Source organism: Psychrobacter sp. DM8 (assembly GCF_051307025.1).
Lineage (GTDB): Bacteria > Pseudomonadota > Gammaproteobacteria > Pseudomonadales > Moraxellaceae > Psychrobacter.
This window is the reverse complement of the sequence record NZ_CP195538.1, coordinates 2,239,614-2,260,822: the sequence shown is the minus strand read 5'-3', so window position 1 is coordinate 2,260,822 and position 21,209 is coordinate 2,239,614. Positions and strand designations below refer to the sequence as shown.

16 protein-coding genes are annotated in these 21,209 nt (G+C 45.9%); 15 read left to right on the top strand and 1 reads right to left on the bottom strand.

The features are described from left to right. The first annotated feature begins 135 nt into the window (after nt 1-135). From gspN to ACR64J_RS09590, 8 genes are all read left to right on the top strand, one after another. On the top strand, nt 136-957 hold the full coding sequence (gene gspN / locus ACR64J_RS09625) for a type II secretion system protein N (RefSeq protein WP_435949478.1): 822 nt from the start codon (nt 136-138) through the stop codon (nt 955-957). Further along, complete coding sequence (locus tag ACR64J_RS09620) at nt 957-1,862, top strand: type II secretion system protein N (protein WP_435949477.1); 906 nt, start codon at nt 957-959, stop codon at nt 1,860-1,862. The genes gspN and ACR64J_RS09620 overlap by 1 nt, the downstream gene beginning before the upstream one ends. Nucleotides 1,863-1,965: 103 nt before the next feature. After that, nucleotides 1,966-4,215 carry a type II secretion system secretin GspD gene (gene gspD, locus ACR64J_RS09615; RefSeq protein ID WP_435949475.1) on the top strand — a complete coding sequence of 750 codons (2,250 nt, stop codon included), beginning with the start codon at nt 1,966-1,968 and terminating at the stop codon, nt 4,213-4,215. Between the two features lie 55 nt (nt 4,216-4,270). Next, nucleotides 4,271-4,444 carry a hypothetical protein gene (locus ACR64J_RS09610; RefSeq protein ID WP_435949473.1) on the top strand — a complete coding sequence of 58 codons (174 nt, stop codon included), beginning with the start codon at nt 4,271-4,273 and terminating at the stop codon, nt 4,442-4,444. A 170-nt stretch (nt 4,445-4,614) separates the two neighbouring features. Further along, nucleotides 4,615-5,562 (top strand): DUF3298 domain-containing protein, encoded by a 948-nt coding sequence (locus ACR64J_RS09605; protein ID WP_435949472.1) that lies wholly within the window; start codon nt 4,615-4,617, stop codon nt 5,560-5,562. An 87-nt stretch (nt 5,563-5,649) separates the two neighbouring features. Beyond that, nucleotides 5,650-6,597, top strand: coding sequence for a TatD family hydrolase (locus tag ACR64J_RS09600; protein WP_435951064.1), 948 nt, complete (start codon nt 5,650-5,652; stop codon nt 6,595-6,597). Between the two features lie 5 nt (nt 6,598-6,602). Continuing rightward, nucleotides 6,603-7,403 carry a tRNA threonylcarbamoyladenosine dehydratase gene (locus ACR64J_RS09595; protein ID WP_435949470.1) on the top strand — a complete coding sequence of 267 codons (801 nt, stop codon included), beginning with the start codon at nt 6,603-6,605 and terminating at the stop codon, nt 7,401-7,403. 159 nt (nt 7,404-7,562) lie between these two features. Continuing rightward, the gene (locus tag ACR64J_RS09590) at nt 7,563-9,296 is read left to right on the top strand and encodes an ATP-binding protein (protein ID WP_435949469.1); all 1,734 of its coding nucleotides are present in this window, start codon (nt 7,563-7,565) and stop codon (nt 9,294-9,296) included. An 82-nt stretch (nt 9,297-9,378) separates the two neighbouring features. Here the strand turns inward: ACR64J_RS09590 and efp are convergent, their stop codons facing one another. Continuing rightward, nucleotides 9,379-9,951, bottom strand: coding sequence for an elongation factor P (efp, locus tag ACR64J_RS09585; RefSeq protein WP_435949468.1), 573 nt, complete (start codon nt 9,949-9,951; stop codon nt 9,379-9,381). A 178-nt stretch (nt 9,952-10,129) separates the two neighbouring features. Here efp and epmB point away from each other — a divergent pair, with 178 nt between their 5' ends. The 7 genes from epmB (at nt 10,130) to ACR64J_RS09550 (ending at nt 20,614) form a co-directional block, all read left to right on the top strand. Next, nucleotides 10,130-11,137, top strand: a complete 1,008-nt coding sequence (gene epmB, locus ACR64J_RS09580; RefSeq protein WP_435949467.1) for an EF-P beta-lysylation protein EpmB — start codon at nt 10,130-10,132, stop codon at nt 11,135-11,137. A 244-nt stretch (nt 11,138-11,381) separates the two neighbouring features. Beyond that, nucleotides 11,382-13,205 (top strand): hypothetical protein, encoded by a 1,824-nt coding sequence (locus ACR64J_RS09575; protein ID WP_435949466.1) that lies wholly within the window; start codon nt 11,382-11,384, stop codon nt 13,203-13,205. A gap of 161 nt (nt 13,206-13,366) precedes the next feature. Beyond that, complete coding sequence (locus tag ACR64J_RS09570; protein WP_435949465.1) at nt 13,367-15,463, top strand: EAL domain-containing protein; 2,097 nt, start codon at nt 13,367-13,369, stop codon at nt 15,461-15,463. 171 nt (nt 15,464-15,634) lie between these two features. Beyond that, nucleotides 15,635-16,195, top strand: a complete 561-nt coding sequence (locus ACR64J_RS09565; RefSeq protein WP_435949463.1) for a c-type cytochrome — start codon at nt 15,635-15,637, stop codon at nt 16,193-16,195. 127 nt (nt 16,196-16,322) lie between these two features. Beyond that, nucleotides 16,323-17,354, top strand: a complete 1,032-nt coding sequence (locus ACR64J_RS09560; protein ID WP_435949462.1) for an AAA family ATPase — start codon at nt 16,323-16,325, stop codon at nt 17,352-17,354. A 27-nt stretch (nt 17,355-17,381) separates the two neighbouring features. After that, nucleotides 17,382-18,404, top strand: coding sequence for a hypothetical protein (locus ACR64J_RS09555; RefSeq protein ID WP_435949460.1), 1,023 nt, complete (start codon nt 17,382-17,384; stop codon nt 18,402-18,404). Then, nucleotides 18,401-20,614, top strand: a complete 2,214-nt coding sequence (locus ACR64J_RS09550) for a transglutaminaseTgpA domain-containing protein (protein ID WP_435949459.1) — start codon at nt 18,401-18,403, stop codon at nt 20,612-20,614. The genes ACR64J_RS09555 and ACR64J_RS09550 overlap by 4 nt, the downstream gene beginning before the upstream one ends. Nucleotides 20,615-21,209 lie beyond the last annotated feature (595 nt).

Here is a 21,209-nt window from a genome sequence, read left to right as displayed (position 1 = left end):
TTGTAAGCGAGAATTAAAAGCCAGTATCTTTGCCGCTATTATTAGCGCAAAAGATACTGGCTTTTTTTCTGTCATCTATAGGGCATTGTTTGTTATGATAATGACGTTTTTGTCTATTATAAGAGTCAGTTATCAGTGTCACCATCCTCTACCTCGTCTCATAAGCGTCTCCGTAAGCTTTGGTGGCTTGTCGGGCTGGTTTTGTTTGTGTTTTTTGCGCTGCTACAGATGCCAGCGGCGTGGGTGATGCAAAAATATGCGCCAAATAACAACCATGTCCAACACGTTTCGGGTAACTTGTGGCAAGGCTCAGCCATTTGGCAAATGCCAGCACCTAGTGCGCCACTGACAGGTACGGCCAGTTGGTCATGGCAACCGTGGCAGCTATTCTTGGGTAAAATCGGCGCTGACGTCGAGATTGCTACGGGTCAGACGCGCCTGCAAGGACAAGTCAAAGTGAGTCGCAGCGCTTGGCAAGTGGATGACATGAGTGGCAAGATAGCGCCTGAGACGCTAACTAGTGTGGTCGATTGGCAACTGCCTAATACGCCTATACAAGTCAATAATGTCTCTTTGCAGCGCCGATCAGGCTCAGATGAGCAGGTTGCAGGATTTACGCAAGCGGACGGTCAATTGACTTGGGTAGGCGGTGAGGTCGGATATCCAAGTGGCGGAAAAGTGTTTTATATCACGATGCCAGCTATGCGTGCCCAGCTTAGCCAAGAGCAAAAAAGCGATAAAAATATGCTGCATATCAATCTGCTTAACAACCAAGACAAGCGCTTGGGCGACTTGTACATTGATAGCGACAATATGGTGGATGTGAGCCTAACTCAGCGGCTTTTGGAGAATATGCCAGAATACCAAGGTCAAGCGCCGCAAGATACCTCAGTCGTTAGCGTACGCCAGCCTTTATTCTCTGGAGTGTCAAACTCAGCAAGTGCAGGAGCGCCTTGATGATAAGTGCCCGCGATCGCCTTAAACCTGCTATAGATATTCTGAACCGCTTCTCAGGATGGCTTTTATTATTAGCGATTATATGGCTGAGCTGGACAGTGGCGCGGTTATTATGGTTATTACTAGCCGCGCCAACAGTACCTGCCTTGCCATTAGCGACTTTGCAGAATAATACCTCAATGGACGCAGGCGATAACAGCTTATTTGCTATCTTTGCAGACCCAACGCCTGTTGCTGCTGCTACGTTGCCGCCGCCTAATATTATTCTTAAAGGCGTGCTATTGGCCGTGCCTAATAGCGCCTCGTCAGCACTGCTCGATGTCAATGGTGAGGTCAAAAACTACCGTATCGGTGACGAGCTACAAGAGAGCGGTTATACGCTAATCGCTGTTGATTGGGACTCAGTGATTATCTCAGATCGCAGCGATCAGCAAACCATCATTAATATGCCTGATCGCTTAGCACTTGACCAGAGCGAGATGATCGCTGATGGTATGAGCAATCAGCGTTTGCCTACGAGTGATGCATTAGCGCTACCACAAGCAGTCGCGCCCATTGATACAGGTCTTGATCCATCTGCTAGCACTAATAACGCTGACGAGAGCCCGCAGTCTGCTATTAGTGAGGCGGTGACCGCCCTGCAAGAGAATCCTGCCAGCTATCTGAGCCGTATGGGCGTTATGGCATCAGGAGAGGGTTATCAAGTGACTGCTGCTATGCCATCGAGCCTGCGCAATCGTTTGGGGCTTGAGCCTGGCGATAAAGTATTAAGCGTTAACGGTCAAAACGTCGGTAATAATCCTGCACAGGACTCTAGCCTATTGCAACAAGTGCAGCAATCAGGCGAGGCGCAAATAGAGGTTCAGCGCGGCGATCAGGTCATCACGATTCGTCAGCAGTTTTAATGTTATATATCAAAGGTAGTCACAACGCTGAGTCATTGTTATTCTCAGTATTACAGGCGCATTTTAGCTTATACTTGCACCATCACAGTAGGTATCGATCATCATGGTAAGTTTGCACAAATCTTCAGTCATACCCCAGCGCTTTTCACTACAGCGCTTGACAGGCTTTTGCCGTCCGCTATGCTTAGCGCTGCCATTGTGGGCGGCGAGCGTGGGACTTGCTTATGGCGAGAGCTGGAAAGTCAATTTGCAAGACGCCGATATCAAAGCCTTTATCAACGAAGTGGCAACGATTACCAATCAAAACTTCGTCTTAGATCCACGTATCAATGGCAATGTGACGGTCATATCGAACCGTGCCCTTTCACGCGATGAGATCTATCAGCTGTTTTTAAGCGTCATGCAAGTCAATGGCATTGCCGCTATCGACTCAGGTACAACGACTAAACTAGTACCAGATAATGTCGCCAAACAGTCTGGCGTTGCAGTGGATTTGCGCGGTGATAGTGTGGGCGAAGCCTTGGCGACGCGAGTGATTTATTTAACCAACACCCAAGCCGCTGAAGTGCTCGGCGTCATCCGTCCCCTTATGCCGCAGTCTGCCCATGCCGCAGCCGTTCCCGGCGTCAATGCCCTAGTCTTATCCGATCGCGCCGATAGTTTAAACCAGCTTACCGCTCTTATCCGTGATTTAGATAGCAATGTTAATGATAGCTTACAGGTGATACCACTGCGTCACGTGGATGCTGAGCGTATGATGGAGTTAATTAGCGCTTTGGTTGCAAGTGCTGGTAGCGGACAAGCACAAGGTGGTAACCAGCTCAAAGTGATCGCCGATTCGGCAAGTGATCGACTACTCGTGAAAGGCAGTCCTGAGATGATTGCCAAAGTACAAGACATGGTCAATCGGTTAGATACTACCCCGACGCGTAGGCTAAGCGGTTTGCGTGTGTTCCGCCTCAAGTACGCCAGCGCAACTCACATCGCTGACATGCTGCGCGGCTTGCTTGCCAATCAGTCTATCAATAGTGCAGGCGCCGTATCGACCCTAGAGCCTGCATCACTCACCGATGCCAGCGGCGCTAGTACCGCTATCAATAGTGGAGCCAGTCAGGCGCTCGAAAATAATAATAGCTCGATTGTACCAGCGGCTAGTGGCTCTACGGCACAATCTGGTAGGAAATTTAGTATTATTGCAGATGAAACCCAAAACGCGGTCATTGTAAATGCCGATCCTGAGCTCATGTTTGAGATCGAAGAGGCGGTAGATCAGCTCGATAATCGCCGTGCGCAAGTGCTGATTCAAGCGGCTATCGTTGAGATATCAGGAGATGATGCGACCCAGCTTGGTGTTCAATGGGCGCTAGGTAATGCCAACAGTGGCTATGGCGTCGTCAACTTCAATAACGTAGGCGCTAGTGCTACCTCGATTGCGGCGGCGGCTTTGGCAGGTGGCGGCGCAGCTGGCGCGGCAGGTATTAGCGCTGCTGCTAGCTCAATCGTTGGTGCCTTGGTTGGTATTGGTGATAGTCGCAAGGACAGTAATGGTAATACTGAATTTTATGGGGCTATCTTGCAAGCTTTGGACAGATCGACCAGTGCCAACCTGTTATCCATGCCTTCTATCTTAACCCTAGATAACGAAAAGGCCAGTATTTTGGTGGGTCAAAACGTGCCTTTTGTCACAGGCTCCTTTACCACTAGCGGTAACTCCTCAACCAATCCGTTTCAGACCATTGACCGTCAAGATATCGGTATCAACCTAAACGTCATTCCCCATATCGGTGAAAACGGCACAGTGCGTTTGGAAGTCTCGCAAGAGGTCTCGTCAGTTGTGCCCGGTAGCGTTGGAAATGCCAATGGCATTATTACCAATAAGAGCCTCATCAATACCACTATCTTGGCTGATGATCAACAGACCATTGCTTTGGGTGGCCTGATGCGAGATAACAGCACCACCAGTCAACAAAAAGTTCCTGGACTTGGCAACGTGCCTATTATCGGACGTCTATTTCGCTCTGATAATGACAGCACGCAAAAGAGCAATTTGATTATCTTTTTGCAACCCACTATCTTGCGTGATGGCGGCGCGGTGGCGAGCGTGACTGAGCGCAAATACAATCAGATGCGCGTGCTGCAATTGGTCATCGACAAAAACGGCACGATCAAGCAGTTACCTCTGAGTGGCACCCAAGGTTGGAGTGGTGAGGTGAGTGCAGATTACGAGCTTATGAATCTCAACCCTTTGATTCCTAAACGTGACCAAACGCCGCAGCCTGCGCCCTCAGGCTTTACGCGAGTCGATAGTCCAAGTGCCAGTAGCGGCGTGACGACTTATCCTTTAAACCGTTGATACCTTATTAAGTGACTGGTTAAGCGAAATGGTTCATCAAACTAAGGAGCGTAAGATGACTGCAAAAAAATGGATAGCTTTAACAGCAGTAGGTGCCGCTTTACTATTACTACCAAGACGCAGTAGCCGTCAGCTACCAGCGCACAGAGCGCATAGCACGAATGACGAGTCAAAAAATCTGACTGCTCACAAAAAGAGTGAGGATCATCCAAGTTCTTCTAAGATATAAAATGGAAGTTCAAGCAGATATGCTTTTCTTTAAAGGCAATTTTTAAGAGGGAGTTTTTAGACAATCAGAAACTATTCAACATTATTTGATACATAAAGCTAATATTCAATCTACCTCTATTTAATTTGCTATGCTAATATTTTAACTCCTCAATTCTAGCGGTCGCTCCTATGAATGCCCAGCACTTTGCCCGCGCCCATCCTATACTGATGTCGATAGCTTTTGCACTGCTGTGCATGACTCTGCTTGGGTGTAAGCCAAAGCCGCAGTCTATGTTTGAGCAGCAAGCAGAGGTAGAGTCCGCGCAAGAGATTGGCACTACTATTGACGAGACATCACATGCGGTGGCAGTAGTCGAGGACGCTCACTCAGTCATCAGTGAAAATTTAACCGCTTTAGATATTGATATTATCAAGCAGCAAGCCATCGCGCGCCAGCCTGACTGCGATACAGAATCTTGTCAGTACTTCGAGCTTAACATTGTAGATTTTTCGCCCAAGCAGCCGTGGCTCACTAGTATCATGTGGCAAACCATTGCCCATGTTCTTGCGCCCGAGATGCCCTTACCAAGCCAAGATGAAGCGGCCAAAAAAATTGTATTAATGCTGCTCAATCAAATTGAGTATGGTGAGGGCACAGTGAGTACACTGCCTATGTATCAACGTATTGATACCGAAGTAGTATTCAATCCTGTCTCTAACGCTCCGACTACTATACAGAGTACCCCGACAGGTTATCTGGCTATTCGCTCAAGTGTATCTAAAGACGATAGCCAAGAGCAATTTAATTACGTCATGCTCGATATGCAAAAAAAATTACAGCTTAATATCAAGGACATTTTATTGTCAGAGGCGACGCCTGACGAATTGCTAGCTACCTTCCAAACTGCTAAAAAAGACTGGCTCACTTTGCAAGGGGTGCAGGCGCAGTACCTTGATGACTGGCCATTACAGCTATCAGAGCAGTGGTATCTCGATAAAAAAGGTTTGCATATGGTATATCAATCAAGCGAGCTTTTAGAAGGTAGTACTGGTGCTGTCGATTTACTGGTGCCTTATGCACTATTGCAAGGACTGATCAAGCCCAACTACAGGGTCTATAGCAACCAGACATCCTAATTATTTATCATGGAAGCATGTATGTCCCGTACCAGATCTATACCCGAAAATAGCGATTATGATAAGCAGGATATGCCTGACTATTCTATGCCTAAGTATCCAATGATAGACACGCATACTCATTTTGATGCGCCAACTTTTGACCATGATCGACTCGTGCAAGCTCAAAAAGCCTATCAGCGCGGCGTGCGTCACTTAGTGCTGGTCGGTTATCTCCAGACGCATTTCGAGCGTCTATATACTTGTCAGCAAGCGCTATCAGCGACACCGTTGCAAGATGTGTCAGACAATAAAGAGCAAGTACCCAAAGCGCATATTGCCCTCGGTCTGCACCCTTTTTATATTGATCAGCATACTAAAGCACATTTAAGTGATATGGAATGTCGTTTAAACGCTAAGCGTCCATTGGCTATTGGTGAGATAGGACTTGATACGTATACCGATGCGATGAAAGCACCAGATATGTTTGCCAAACAAAAGCAGTTTTTTAAGGCGCAGTTAGATATGGCAGTTGCCCATCAGCTGCCTGTGATGCTACATATTCGTAAAGCACATGCTGAGGCCTTGGCGATTTTAAAAGCGCACAGTTATGACGCACACAAACTTGGTGGTATTGCTCATAGCTTTAGTGGCGGTGAGCAAGAGGCCAAAGCCTTTGTCAAATTAGGCTTTAGGCTTGGGGTGACCGGTCAAGTGAGTAACCCTAATGCTAAAAAACTGCGCCGCGCTATCGTCGCCGCGGTTGAAACCTATGGTACTCGCTGCTTAGTGATAGAGACCGACTGCCCGGATATGTTGCCGATCATGTGTCAGCAGGCACAAGAGGACTTGCCTGCGTCAGGTCAAAGCCCAGATGATGAATGGCAAGGAGTTTCCGCTCATAATAGAAACGTACCTGCCAACTTGCCTTGGGTACTACTAAGTTTAAGTGAGCTATTGGATGTTACTCCTGAGGTACTAGCGCAGCAGCTATGGCAAAACAGCTGCATGGCGCTAAAAACCTCATGGACTTATCCAACCAACGAGAGTCTTTGATCCTTATGAGTCAAGTAGCAAATAGCCAGTATGAACGCCGATTTAAAGGTACCAAAACGCTCTATGGTAGAGCAGCCGATGTATTTTCGGCAGCTCACGTCTATGTCATCGGCGTCGGCGGCGTCGGGTCATGGGCCGCTGAAGCATTAGCGCGCACGGCTGTAGGTAGCATTACGCTGATCGATTTGGACGTCCTGGTCGCATCGAACGTCAACCGTCAACTGCCCGCTTTAGACAGCACCTTTGGTGTGAGCAAAATCGAGGCGATGGGTCAGCGCATACGCGAGATCAATCCAGAGGCCAATGTACATCTGATCGATGATTTTTTGACTAGTGATAATGTAGAGGCTCTATTGCCAAGTCGCGCGCAGGCAAATCTTGCCGCCAAGCAAGGCCGTCCTATAGTCATCTTAGACTGCGTTGATGATATGAGTGCCAAGCTCGCTATTGTACTGCACTGCCGATTCAACAAGCTTAAGCTCATTTGTGCAGGCGGCGCAGGCGGCAAGATAGATCCGCTACAGATCACGGTTAGTGATTTGCGCGATACTTATCAAGATCCGTTACTGGCCCGTCTACGCAACAAATTACGGCACGAAAAGTGCATTAATAAGGAGCTAAAAGAAAAATTCGGTGTCAGATGTGTGTATTCTACAGAGCCGCCAAAAGTGGACAAAAGCGCTCAAGTGGGCGGCTTACAGTGTGGCGGTTATGGTTCAGCGGTTGTTGTGACTTCAGTGGTGGCAATGATTATGGTAAGTGAGGCGCTGTCAATAATCACTAAGCTGGCACCAAGTACAGAGTAAGATGCGCCCCTAGTATCTAATGCTTTTGATATCAGTAATAGCAACCTTAGTTATAGTAAGGTTAGTAATAGTGGTAAAACTAAAAAGAGCTATGAGTATTAACAGTGGGCGTCATATCAATATGCATATCGGTACTATTATTCAGTCGTGGAGAGCGTCTTGTCTATATTAAATTATCCCATAGCGATAGATGAAGCAGATCGTATTGACAAGCTGCATAAATATCAGCTACTAAACAATGATTATGATCCCGCTTTTGCGCGTTTGACAGAACTGGTCAAACTGTTCTTTGATGTGCCGATTGTCACGATCACTTTTATGGATGAGCGCACGCAATATCTAAGATCGCCTCACGGTATGGAGGGGGCTTGTAGCACTACGCGTGAGGTGGCGATTTGCAACTATACGGTATTATCCAACGACGTCTTTGTGGTGGCAGATTTATCCAAAGATAGCCGCTTTGTAGACAACCCCTTGATCACAGAGCGTCCTCATTTGCGTTTTTATGCTGGCGCGCCTATTTTGTTGTATGAAGACAATAAGGTATACCGCCTAGGCTCTTTGTGTCTTATGGACACTCAGCCCAATCACTTATTTGATGATGAACAAGCTGAGCTGCTGATCAAGTTTGCTGCGATGGCCTCAGATGCGCTGGCGCTACAAGAGAGTCAACGCATTGCCAAACATGCCAACAAAATGAAATCAGATTTTTTGGCCAATATGAGTCATGAAATACGCACGCCGATGAATGGCATCATAGGTATGATCGATATGCTTGGCGAGACTGAGCTGAGTTTTGAGCAAAAAGAGTATTTGAACAATATAAAGGTATCGACTGAGCATCTACTTGCCATTATCAATGGTATTTTAGATTTATCCAAAGTTGAATCTGGCAAGATGGTCATCGACAACGTACCGATGAATTTATCAACGCTGTGTAACGAGGTAGTCAGCCTATTTGCAGCAAAAGCTCGTTTGCGCGGACTCACTTTAGAGTATCACTATAGCGAATCGCTATCTGCTTATGTACAAGGCGATCCTGTTAGAATCAAGCAGATAGTCGCCAACCTTGTCAACAATGCCATTAAGTTTACGCGCGAAGGCGGGCAGGTCATTATTAATGTTGAACATGCCTCGACTCTCGGTAACGACGACAGTGCAGATGACCGAGCAACAGAGCAAAAGCCTATGACGGTAGGTATCGAAGTTATCGATTCAGGCGTCGGGATCAAACCTGAGTCCTTAGACGCTATATTTGATGCCTACAATCAAGCCGATAGCTCAACCCACCGGTTATACGGTGGTACAGGTTTGGGTCTGTCCGTATGCAAATCTTTGGTTACTTTGATGGGCGGCTATATCGAGGTTGAGAGCGAGGTTGGTGCTGGATCTACTTTTATGGTTATGCTGCCTTTGACGACCATTGACAAAGAGCAGTATGATGATTGGCAATTAACGCATGATAATGGCGCTCATGCTACCAGCACCCAGCGCACAGGCCATATACTTTTGGTCGAAGATGATAACGTCAACGCTGTTATTGCCAAAAAGGCCTTACGAGATGGCGGGCATATTGTGACCCATGTCACTGATGGTCAACAAGCGATTGAACATTTTGCGTTATATCCTAAGCGCTATGACATTATTTTGATGGATCATCATATGCCAATTATGGATGGGGTACAGGCGACCATCAAATTACACGAGCTCTACGAGCCGCAATCGCTACCCCCGATCATAGCGCTGACTGCAAATGCTATGGATGGTGAGCGCAAAAAATACCTGATGGTTGGGATGCAAGACTATTGCACCAAACCTTTTAAAAAAGATCAGTTGAATGCACTGGTGCAGTATTGGCTGATGCACAAGTCCTCAATGGTGGATGAGTACTAATACTAATAAAAAAGCTTAGCCGTCAATTTGAGGGCTAAGCTTTTTACGTGTCAGTTTTTGGTTTGATATGTTGTCGTCAGATTCAGCTTACACGAGTTTGATAGTCGCCGGTACGGGTGTCTACTCGTACTACTTCACCTTGTTGCACAAATAAAGGCACGCGTACCACAGCGCCAGTCTCAAGCGTGGCTGGTTTGCCGCCGCCGCCTGAGGTGTCACCGCGAACGCCAGGATCGGTCTCTGTAATTTGTAGCTCTACAAAGTTTGGCGGCGTGACACTCAAGGGCACACCATTAAATAAGGTGATCACGCACGAGGCGTTGCTATTATCTTTGAGCCACTTTTGGGCATCACCAATCGCCGTTTTGTCCGCCTGAATTTGCTCAAAGGTCTCTGAATCCATAAAATGCCAAAATTCACCATCATTGTACAGATAGTCCATATCTGTATCGATGACGTCAGCGGCCTCTAGGCTATCGCCTGATTTAAAAGTTTGCTCTAATACCTTGCCGCTGCGTAGATTACGTAGTTTAACGCGGTTAAAAGCCTGACCTTTGCCAGGTTTTACAAACTCGTTTTCCATAATAGAACACGGGTTGCCATCGAGCATGACTTTTAGACCGGCTTTAAACTCATTGGTAGAAAAACTTGCCACAAGAGACTCCTAAGGGTTGTCAGTATTAAAAATTGCCAAATAAAGGGATAGATACTCGTTTAGTCTATATTACATCAGGTTAAGTTTGTATTAGGGTCAGTCTATATTTTGGTAGGGTGCCTATTAACCGCGTATAATATCGGCTTTTAAATATAGATGTTAGGTGCTAGGTGCTGTCATGATAAACCATTTAATCACACAAAAAAACTGGCAAACACAATTATCCGAAGCCATCACCTCAATCGATGAGTTACTAGTGCTGCTAGGTCTTGAATCACTGCGTGAACAAGTCTATACCCCAGAGCATTTCAAAATGCGAGTACCGCGTGCCTTTGTCACAAAAATGAGAGTAGGAGACGCTGATGACCCACTACTTAAACAAGTACTGCCAGATAATCAAGAACAAATAGCTGTGACAGGGTACGTCGCTGATCCGCTCGCTGAAAATGAGCAAAATCCTATCAAAGGTATGCTGCATAAGTATGAATCTAGGGTGCTTTTGACCATTACAGGGGCCTGCGCTATTCATTGCCGCTACTGTTTCCGTCAGCATTTTGATTATAACGCCAATATGCCAACGAGTGCAGTGCAAGAAGATATTATCGCTTATATCAACGAGCATCCTGATATCAGTGAAGTGATACTAAGTGGCGGCGACCCCTTAAGTATTAGTAATCGCCGTCTCTTTGCGTGGCTTGATACCCTAGAATCTATCGAACAATTGACGACTATTCGTCTGCATACTCGTTTACCGCTCGTCATTCCTGAACGACTTGACAATGAGCTACTAGAAAGACTCGCGCAAAGTCGCTGCCATATCGTTATGGTCATCCATTGCAATCATGCTAATGAGATTGATGAGCATACCTCAACGTACTTAAAGCGCGCGCGCGCAGCTAATATTATGCTGTTAAATCAAACAGTTCTACTAGCTGGAATTAATGATGATGTTGATACTCAGGTAGATTTAAGTTTACGATTATTTGCCGCAGGGGTACTGCCTTATTACTTACATATGCTAGATAAAGTAAAAGGAGCTGCCCACTTTGATGCCGACGAACGGTCGAATATTGAGCTTTACTGGTTAATGCTAGCAAAACTACCTGGATACTTAATGCCCAAGCTGGTTCGCGAGTTGCCGAACAGACCTTTTAAGGTGCCCGTTGACATTTACAAGATTAACTAAAGTTGGCACCATAGTATGTTTAAATTGTAAAACAGTACTCGCCGCTCTGCGCAGGGATTACTTCGTTATGAAGGCTACATTTTTAGTGATCAAGAACGCCTTATACAATTTATCAATAGAGAAATACTTTTGATATATCAATTCGTATTCGTGTATAGTTCCATTATATTCTATTAATTAATTATACAATTTTACATATTGACCACGTATAACGTTATTCTAGTATTTCTACTAAGGAGTTTTTGTGGCCACTTTGTCAGCTTTTCAGAAATACTTATCGACTAAGAACTTACTACCCCAATCATCACGTCAGTATGTGCATGGTCAAGAACAGCAACTGCGTGAATGGACCTTCCATTTATCTTCACAATCTCAAAATGAGCAAGCGCATCAATTAGAAGAGGTACTCGCTGATCTAGCGGCTTCTGATTTAGAAGACGATGAGCGTCTTAAATTGGTCGCTATCGTAATGAGCGCTACTAATAAGCTAATTGTTGATCTGCGCAAATATTATATCTATGAAACAGGGGCTCTCAAAGCGCACCAAATGAGATATGTCTCTCAAGTTGAGTCGCTGTATTATGCAGCCATACTAGTATATGACGGTATCATACAGCGCTACCTAGAGCGTGATAGTCAGGCGATTATCAGACCTAAGAATGGCTGGATACGCTATTTCACACATACTAAAGCCCCTACAATCTCGCCTCTATCTATAGCGATCTATGAATCACTGAGCCTTTATCAAAAACTATTGGCACAAAAGGCGATTTGCTATCAGTACCTGCCTTCTAACATTTGGCTGGGTATCAATCAGCTGTATTATATTGCTGATCAGTACAATCTAGCTCATGTTGATCTAAGCAGCGAGGTTGTTATCCGTCATGCTGATACCATTCATAAACTATATGTACAGATATGTTTGCACAGCTTATTAAATGTACGCTCTTTGGCGCGCGCTGATATTTTATTGCTACAACGCTTATTACCTGAGTGGGCCAGTCACATCGATGCGACGACTAATCCTGAGACCAACACTCGAGTATTTGTCGATTTGCACAGCGATTATCCACCAACTTATTTTACGGGGCACTCTAGGATTAATCCTTATAAAAAAGAGTACGATTGCGTGTTTATTGAGCTTGCGCCGCTGGCAAGTTATCTACAGGCGCGTCGTCCTGCTTTAGCCGCTGACGGAAGTGATATGGCTATTCAGTTTTTGATGGGCAAAATATGGTCGATGCTCTCATATCGCTCGTATCGCTATATTCAGCAGCAGCAGAGCTCTATTAGTAAACCCAATACCAAGCAGCGCGCTACTATTATTACAGGTTTTAATAACATTCATTACCAAGCGGCTGGCGAAAAAAGCTTGATGAGCTTGATTGCGCTACAAAAGATTCCACTTGAGTGGCGACCTCGTTATGATACGCAGCCGGTAGAAGCGAGCTATAAGCGCAGCATAGCTGCTGACGTTTTTTCTACTACCGATTCGGCCTCACCCTTTAGAACCTTGCACTTACTACCAGATCTAGCTGATTTTTCCAGTCAGCCCTCAGATGAGTCTTGGCTCAACATAGAAGACGCCATCAAACCTGAGGCTACGAGTTTTTCTAATGCGATTTATGGCGGCGTTAATAGTACAGCGCCGCCATCTCTCAAGCTTATGAATCTCTTTTTGGTCTGCTCATCCGACAAAAAAGGCGATCATACCGATCGCGCTATAGGCGTGGTACGCTGGGTGAACATCGAGCAGCAAAACCAACAAGGTGGTAGTCTATCTGGCACAAACGAAGAGATAGAGTGGCAGATACTCGGCCACAAGTTTAGTGCTTGTGCGTTACGCTTAATCGATAGAGGCGCGCGTAACCAGCACCTTATCCCAGCGATAATCATCGGTAGTGACGCCAAGCTTCAGACTAAATTTAGCTTGCTTATGCCAACGCACAATTGGAGGGTCAATGATAGAGTTATGATCTGTATTAATGACAAGCAGCAATCTTTGCGTCTGCAACGCAAACTATTAACCACTGAAGAGTTTAGTCAGTTTGAGGCCGTTTATATCTAAATGGTATGGCCCCCTTAATAGTTAGTCTTAGTAGAGTGTTAGAGGTGTCAGTCAAATTTTATTATGATGTCAAGTCATGTGGTCGCTGACTAAATTATTGCTTAAATCTACAGATGCTTGTACTCTAGTTTTATGTTTTAAGACATCATAAAAGGCTATTTATGCGTACCCCATCTGTTTTGAACCTATTATTTATCGATGATGATCAACTATATGCTGAGCATGTAGTGCAGCGTTTGAGCGCCTATTACGATGAGATCAATTTAGGGTTTTTGGACGATAAAGAAGAGCTGCTAAAGTCCTTGCGTCAGCAGTGGGATGTCTTGGTATTTGGCAAAGCTTATGACATGAGCTTCACTGATGTTGTCGGTATTACTCAAGAGCGTAGTATCGATCTACCCACAATAGCATTACTCGGTAAAAGTGACTCTACTGCTCCTACCAAAGATAGCCAAGAGCTACCGACAGTTATTAATAGTACGATGGTAAAATCCTTGTACACGGATAATGATAGCTGCATCGTAATGGCAATATGTTTGCAGCACGATAGTTTGCGCAGTCGCCGTCAACTCAAAACCCTGCGCCATGTCCTATCAGAGGCCGAGCAGCGCGCCAATATCTTGATCAAAAATTCCAAAAGCGCTGTCGCTTATTTAGATCAAGGCATACATATTTTTGCCAATGAGCCTTATCTAAAGTTGTTTGGCTTTAATGCTATGGACGATATCATTGGTGTTCCGGTCATCGATCTTATTGCAGGCACTGATAACGTCAAAGGCTTTAAGCAGTTTTTAAAACAGTTTGATAAAGGTAATCGCTCGCAAGTTGAGTTTAACTTTGACAGCTTACGTGTCGATGGCACAACCTTTAAAGCAAAATTGCAACTGGCAACTGCAACATTAGACGGCGAACCTGTCACTCAAATTATCATTCAACAAAACAGTCACAATAGCGCTGAGATAGCCAAACGTTTGGCTATGGCAGAACGTAAAGATAGCTTGACGGGGCTGAATAATCGCCGCGGTTTTGAAGAGCAGCTCGACTCGGTACGTAAGCTGGCCATACAGAACAAGTCAACAGCAGGACTGCTGTATATTCAACTCGATAATATAGGTAAAATCAGAAGCAGTTTAGGGCTACAAGGCGTCGATGTAACCGTCCAGCAGGTGGCAGGTGCTTTGAGTAAACTTGCGCCGCAAGACTATATTAGCCGCTTTAGTGACACCTCATTTGCCCTATTAACAACTGATACCTCCACTCAAAAGCTAAGTGCCCTTGCTGAGCGTATTGGGGCACATATTAGTGAGATGCTAATCGAGGTGGACAACCATACGACGCATACTACCGTGAGCATAGGGGCTGTCAAGATTGAGCAAGGGGCTGCCCAGCCGCAAGTACTGCTAGAGCGCGCGATAGATGCGATCACGCACATTATGATAAAAACCACCAATCAAGGTAATACCTATCATCTGTACGATCCAAGTGAGCATGCCAACAGCGATGATAGTGCGCTAGCTGAAGCACTCGTTGACGCTATCGCTAACAACCGCTTTGAGCTCCTGTTTCAGCCAATCTATGATATCAATTATGATCGCAGTGACTTTTTTGAGGTGTATCTGCGCTTGCCGTTACTCGATGCTGACAATACGATATTGAGCCCCGATCAGTTTATGAGTGTTGCCAAAACTCATGGACTACGTGAAAAAATAGATCGCTGGGTACTGATCAATGCCTGTAAAAAAATCAGCACCGTGCGCAAAACGCATCCCCAAGCACGTCTGCTTGTGCAGCTCACTAGCGCCTCACTGATTGACAAAAAGCTGCCTAATGTCGCAAGTCAATTGATCAATGCAGTCGGTGGCAAAGCTGGCGTATTAACTCTGCAATTTAATGAAAAAGACGTTGTTGACCACCTTATTATTGCCAAGTCACAATTTGCAGCGCTGAGTCAGGCCAGCTGTGATGTCGGTATGCATAACTTTGGCTCCTCCGCTAAGTCTCTGGAGGTGCTCAAGATGGTTGAGCCTGACATGATACGTCTGGCACATAACTATGTACAAGATATCGATAAGACGGAAAATTTTGAGACTCTCAAAGCTTTGGTAAACAATACCAATCAGCTCAATGTAGAGGTGTTAATGCCTTATATCGAGGACGCAGCAACGATGTCAGTGGCTTGGAGTGTGGGCGCGCGCTATCTACAAGGCTATTATCTACAAGAACCCAAAGAAACTATCGAGATGACGAGTTCGTCATAATAATATGTTTTGCTCGCTCTTTTGTGACCATATTCTAAAAGCGTTTACCATTTGCATCGGTGGACGCTTATTGTTTTAAGTATAACTCGTAGTTTTAGGTATAATATATCAGACCCGTAAATCTGCTGGGTCAATCCCCTTTATTTTGTTTGCCAATCAAAGACGATAAAAATGCCTTTTGTTATACGCGCAATGAGCGCGGCTACGCTTGCCCTATTATTCCTCATCGGTTGTCAGCCTGCGCCGCCTGCAGATTCGCGCGCGCCTGTGACTTTGCCACTGTATACTCAAGGGGACGCGGTTGCAGGCGCACTGATATATAAAGAGGCTTGTGCCCAGTGTCATCAGCTCACGCCAGGTCTTAACAAAAAAGGCCCGCAGCTTATGAATGTTTATGGCGCAAAAGCGGCAATGCTAGCGGATTATGACTATAGCGAAGCTTTGAGAAAATCAGATTGGGTATGGGATGCGGATACTTTAGATCCTTATATCGCTGATGCTGAAAAAGCAATGCCTGGCTCCAAAATGCTAGCCGATCCAATGCCAGATAGCAAAGAGCGCGCGGATGTGATCGCTTATGTGTCGACGCTGCGTGCCAGTGCGACTAGTAGCAATGCGACTGATGCCGATGCAACTGAATCGGTAGATACTGATAACGTTGAGCAGTCAGCTGATGACGGAGTCGACGTGCTAGAGGGCGCGCAGCATAAACCTGCCGCAGATTTTGGATAGCTTGTATACATGGCCCAGTTATTGCTACAAAATTGAATAAGTGTATGATAAAAATATAGGACACTTGTTTTATTATGATAGCTAAAGTGCTATAAAAATATCCTTATAACAAAGCTGATTACCTCTTATGTCTCAAAGCCATGCTCGTCACCTGTCTGCTACTGCTCACTTGACTACTTTTGATACAGCTACTGATAGTACCAGTAGAACCACACCTGACTATGCCAGCAATCAGCAGCGTATCGCGCACCTACTTAGTCAGCTTAATAAAGTGGTACTGGACAAGCCGCAAGTGGTTAAGCTTGCGCTTAGTTGCGTGCTGGCAGGTGGTCATTTGTTGCTGCAAGATTTGCCCGGTATGGGCAAAACGACCCTCGCTCAGGGCCTTGCGCAATTGCTCGGTTTGAGCTTTAGCCGCGTGCAGTTTACCAATGATATGCTGCCTGCCGATATTTTGGGCATGAGTATTTATGATCAAAGCAAGCTTAGCTTTGAGTTTCGACCTGGTCCTATCTTTACCCAACTGCTACTCGCTGATGAGATCAACCGCTCTAGCCCCAAGACCCAAAGCGCGCTACTTGAGGCCATGGAGGAGCGCCAAGTCACCCAAGATGGTCAAACTTATACTTTGCCCAAGCCGTTTTTTGTGATTGCTACGCAAAACCCATTACAACAAGCGGGCGTCTATCCGCTGCCAGAGTCACAGCTGGATCGGTTTTTGATGTGCTTATCTTTGGGCTATCCGTCGCCTGCAGCAGAGCGTGCATTACTGCAAGGTCAAGATCGCCGCGCGCTGCTTAATAGCTTAGCCGCCGTACTTGATACCGAAGCGGTGCTACTGGCTATCGAGGGCGTAGAGCAAGTGTTTGTCGCAGATGTGGTACTCGATTATTTGCAGCGTTTGGTCGCAAAAACCCGTAGCAGTCAAGACTATCATGGTCTCTCACCGCGCGGCGTGTTATCCCTTAAGCGCGCCGCCCAAGCGTATGCTTATGTGTCTGGTCATAGCGAGACCACGCCTGAGGATATTCAAGCGGTATTTGCCGCAGTCACCGATCATAGGCTCGGCCAGCGCTTTATCCCAGCGCATATCATCAGTGGACAAGCGCCGCAAACTATGGCTGAGCGTATTATGGCGGCAGTGCCAGTCATCGTTTAACATGCTTACTTTTAGATAAAGGTGGTTATGAGTCTTTTGCCGCGCGCCTTAACTTCACCAATCAAAACCGCATCCACCCGCTGGTTTGCTAAGCGCGCGCCAAGAAGTGATAACGCCACTCTTAATCTGCGTAATGTCTATATTTTTTTTAGTCGTGAAGGGATGCTGTTTGCGGTGCTATTGCTCATTACCTTTATCGCCGGTATCAACTACGGCAACAATTTGGTGCTGGGGCTGTGTTTTTATTTGATTAGCGTCTGGCTCATCAGCTTTCATGTCACCTTTGCTCATATATCAGGATTGCAGATACGCTTGCTTGACGTCACGACCGCCGAGGTAGGCGAGCCTGTATGGGTCACTTTGCAACTGCGTAGCGAGAGCCGCCAGCCTAGACGCCAACTGGCCTTTGAGTTTGAGCAAAAGCGCGCCGCAACAAAAGCGTCGCAACCAGCAGAGCCATTGCTTATCGCTAGAGTAGACGGTGAGCAAATCATACGCCTACCTATTTATACCGATACTCGTGGTCAGCTTGAGCTACCAAGGCTTGTGATCAAGACCACTTATCCTTTGGGTATTATGCGCGCTTGGTCTTACGTCTATTTTGCGCGTCATGCTTGGGTGTATCCCAAGCCACAAGCCTTTGATTGGCAAGCAAAGTATCTAGCACTTAGCCAAGATGATGTGCAAGCAGGCGGGCAATATGTGCAAGGGCAAGATGACTTTGATCGCCTAGATACTTATATCGCAGGTGAGTCGCTAGCACGGGTCTCTTGGGGTCATGTAGCGCGTGGGCAGGGTATGTTTACCAAACATTTTGCTGATCCCGTTGGCGCTGAGCAAACGCTAGATTATGCCGATATGCCAGCAGCTAACCATGAGCAAAAACTGGCGCAACTGGCGTACGGTGCGCTGACTTTAGGTCAGCTTGGTGTACCGTTTGAGATGCAACTGCCCAATGAAATCTCTATCGATGTCAATCAGCAAACGGGCACTGGAGCAGGCAACGCTTTTGCACAAGCGTGCTTGCTTCGGTTGGCAAAAGCGCCATGACCAATACCATCATCAATAAGTCATTAGCTCAGCAAGATAGCTCAAGTAAAAGCGCGAGCTTTGAGCAATTGGCATTGGGTCAAAGGCATAGCCAAGCTGTTAAAAGTGACAAGCCAGATATAAGCAACAAATGGCATCATAAAATCCTCGCGCAACCGTCCTACTATTGGGTGCTCATCACCCAAGTCTTTGTTATCTTGCCGCATGCCGCGCATCTGCCACTCTGGCTTATCGGTTTTGCCGCTGTAAGTATCATCGCTCAATTACCGCGCGTCAAAGCCAAATTTAGTAGCACTCGTTATTTTAAGCGCCTCTATCAAGGGGTGCAAATGCTTGGCTTCTTATTAGGGCTGGTAGGATTGTGGCTGACTTATAACACCGCCTTTGGTCTTGACATGGGCGTGGCATTTTTGGTGCTATGTTTGGTCAGTAAATTGTGGGAGCTGTACAAGCGCCGTGATGCTTATGTAGTGCTCAATTTATCGCTGTTTGTGTTAGCTGCGCTGTTTTTGATGGATCAAGGACTGCTGACAACCCTACAAGTTGTCCTAGGCACTCTCGCTGTCCTGCTAGCGTTTATTGCGCTAAACGACGATGGCAATCTGCGCGGTGATGGTCGTATGCGTACGCTTGGCGTACTAGGTGTTGGCGCGCTGCCGCTGCTGGTGGTGCTATTTTTATTCTTTCCCCGTCTGCCGCCGCTGTGGTCGGTACAGCTCTCAGGACAACAAGCGACGACGGGTGTCTCTGACAGTATGTCGCCAGGCGACTTTGCCAATCTAAGTCAGTCAACGGCGCTGGCATTTCGCGTCGAGTTTGCGCAGGGACGTCCGCCGCAAGAAGAGCTGTACTGGCGCGGCCTTGTGTTTAGTGATTTTGATGGGATTACTTGGCGACCCAGTCCAAGCCGTCAGCAGTGGCAATGGGAGTCTGCTCGGCAGATGCCGCCGTGGCTAGTGAATGCGTTCGCTACCGCTGCCGATGCCACCAAATTAGCGCCTGTAAATTATGAGATCATCCTAGAACCCACCCAGCAGCGTTGGTTATTTGGTCTCGATTATCCTTTTACCCAGCAGCAAGATACGGCTGTTACCTCTGATTTCACTTTACTCAAAGATGAGCCTGTGACTCAGCAGCTACGCTATGATGTGCTGCGTTATGCGCCGATGCGTATCGACCCTGTATTGAGTGATAATGATCGGCGTATCAATCTTGCACTACCAAATGACGGCAATCCCAAATCACGCGCGCTTGCCCAGCAGCTCTTTGCGCAGGCAGGCTCAGACCCAGTGCGCTATATGGGCGCTATTGAGCGCTGGATCAATCAAACTGAGTTTCGCTATACGCTTGCGCCGCCACGCCTGAATCAAAACCGTATTGATGAGTTCTTATTCGATACCAAAGCTGGATTTTGTGAGCATTATTCCTCAAGCTTTACCTTTATGCTGCGCGCCGCGGGTATCCCCGCTAGAGTAGTGGCAGGCTATCAGGGCGGTGCGCCGAGTCGCAGCGGTAATGTCTGGGAGGTACGGCAAATGGACGCCCACGCGTGGACGGAGGTGTGGCTGGCAGGACAAGGCTGGGTGCGCGTGGATCCGACGGCCTTTGTTGCTCCTGAGCGCGTCGAGCAAGGTATGGATGCGCTGACACAATCTCGAGGCGCGGCAATGTTCGGAGACGGCGCGGGCGCTCAGCTGAGCTATCAGCAGTATCAAGTGCTCCAATCCTTACGGCGCTTATCCGATCAAGCAAGCTACTACTGGCAAAAGGACATCGTCGGCTACGATCAGGATAGTCAAGCCAGCTCACTGCTCAAATGGTTCAACATTACTTCTGTCATGCAACAAGTGATGTGGATGGCAGCAATTGCTATCTCAATTATGAGTATTATCATATTTATGATTTGGCAGCGTAGGCGTAAACACTGGCATCCTGCCGATCAGCCGCTCATTAAGTTATCTCAGCGTTTATCTAAAAGCGATAAAGCGTTTGCTCGCGATGACAATGAAGGGCAACTGGCGTGGCTTGAGCGCCTTGCAAACCATAAAGACAACTCTGGTAATAATAAAAAGCTCCCTGTAGATTTAACCCAGATCATGCAAAATTATCGACAACTGCGCTATGGACGTATAAGTACGCTGGCAATTAAAGACGATAGGTATAAACAGGCGTTAAGGGCGTTTAAAAAGCAGGTAAAAACGCTTTTTTAATAAATTTATATTGCACATATATTTATTTGCCAAAGGTAGATTTAATAATGTTATTAGCTACCTCCGTACCTTATTAAACCCCATCCAATTCTCAACATTATCTGTCATCTATCAAATCATAAACCTAATACCTCTTTGTATAGATTCCCTAAGCTAATTATATTCATAATTATGAATATATAGTTTGTCTTAAACAATATAGTAGGTTGTTTTTATCATTTTCGAACAATAATAATAGGTATCAGTTTTATCACATTTTTAAAAATATCATCACATCATCAAGTCATATAAGTCGGCAAGCACTTGTACTCTCAGTGTTTTGGACTCTTTACTATGGCTATCTTGAATCCCTAAACCCTAAAAATATATTTTTAATTATATGTGTAAATTTGAATACAGTAATTTTCATAGAAGTTTATATTTATTAAAACGAATTTATATATTAAAAAAAATGGATTTATATTGATTATTTCAACGTCTGTTTAGATGTACTAAAATATAGTTGTTTTTGGTTTACTTAGCGTAATTAAAAAGATAATAAAAGCTTACAACTAATAAATAATTGAATATAAGTGTTGCTAATTTGTTAATATCT

What these genes read in the sequence shown, in the direction of transcription:
- ACR64J_RS09620 (WP_435949477.1), top strand. Translation starts at nt 957, where the DNA reads ATGATAAGTGCCCGCGATCGCCTTAAACCTGCTATAGATATTCTGAAC.
- gspD (WP_435949475.1), top strand. Translation starts at nt 1,966, where the DNA reads ATGGTAAGTTTGCACAAATCTTCAGTCATACCCCAGCGCTTTTCACTA.
- ACR64J_RS09610 (WP_435949473.1), top strand. Translation starts at nt 4,271, where the DNA reads ATGACTGCAAAAAAATGGATAGCTTTAACAGCAGTAGGTGCCGCTTTA.
- ACR64J_RS09605 (WP_435949472.1), top strand. Translation starts at nt 4,615, where the DNA reads ATGAATGCCCAGCACTTTGCCCGCGCCCATCCTATACTGATGTCGATA.
- ACR64J_RS09600 (WP_435951064.1), top strand. Translation starts at nt 5,650, where the DNA reads ATGCCTAAGTATCCAATGATAGACACGCATACTCATTTTGATGCGCCA.
- ACR64J_RS09595 (WP_435949470.1), top strand. Translation starts at nt 6,603, where the DNA reads ATGAGTCAAGTAGCAAATAGCCAGTATGAACGCCGATTTAAAGGTACC.
- epmB (WP_435949467.1), top strand. Translation starts at nt 10,130, where the DNA reads ATGATAAACCATTTAATCACACAAAAAAACTGGCAAACACAATTATCC.
- ACR64J_RS09570 (WP_435949465.1), top strand. Translation starts at nt 13,367, where the DNA reads ATGCGTACCCCATCTGTTTTGAACCTATTATTTATCGATGATGATCAA.
- ACR64J_RS09565 (WP_435949463.1), top strand. Translation starts at nt 15,635, where the DNA reads ATGCCTTTTGTTATACGCGCAATGAGCGCGGCTACGCTTGCCCTATTA.
- ACR64J_RS09560 (WP_435949462.1), top strand. Translation starts at nt 16,323, where the DNA reads ATGTCTCAAAGCCATGCTCGTCACCTGTCTGCTACTGCTCACTTGACT.
- ACR64J_RS09555 (WP_435949460.1), top strand. Translation starts at nt 17,382, where the DNA reads ATGAGTCTTTTGCCGCGCGCCTTAACTTCACCAATCAAAACCGCATCC.
- ACR64J_RS09550 (WP_435949459.1), top strand. Translation starts at nt 18,401, where the DNA reads ATGACCAATACCATCATCAATAAGTCATTAGCTCAGCAAGATAGCTCA.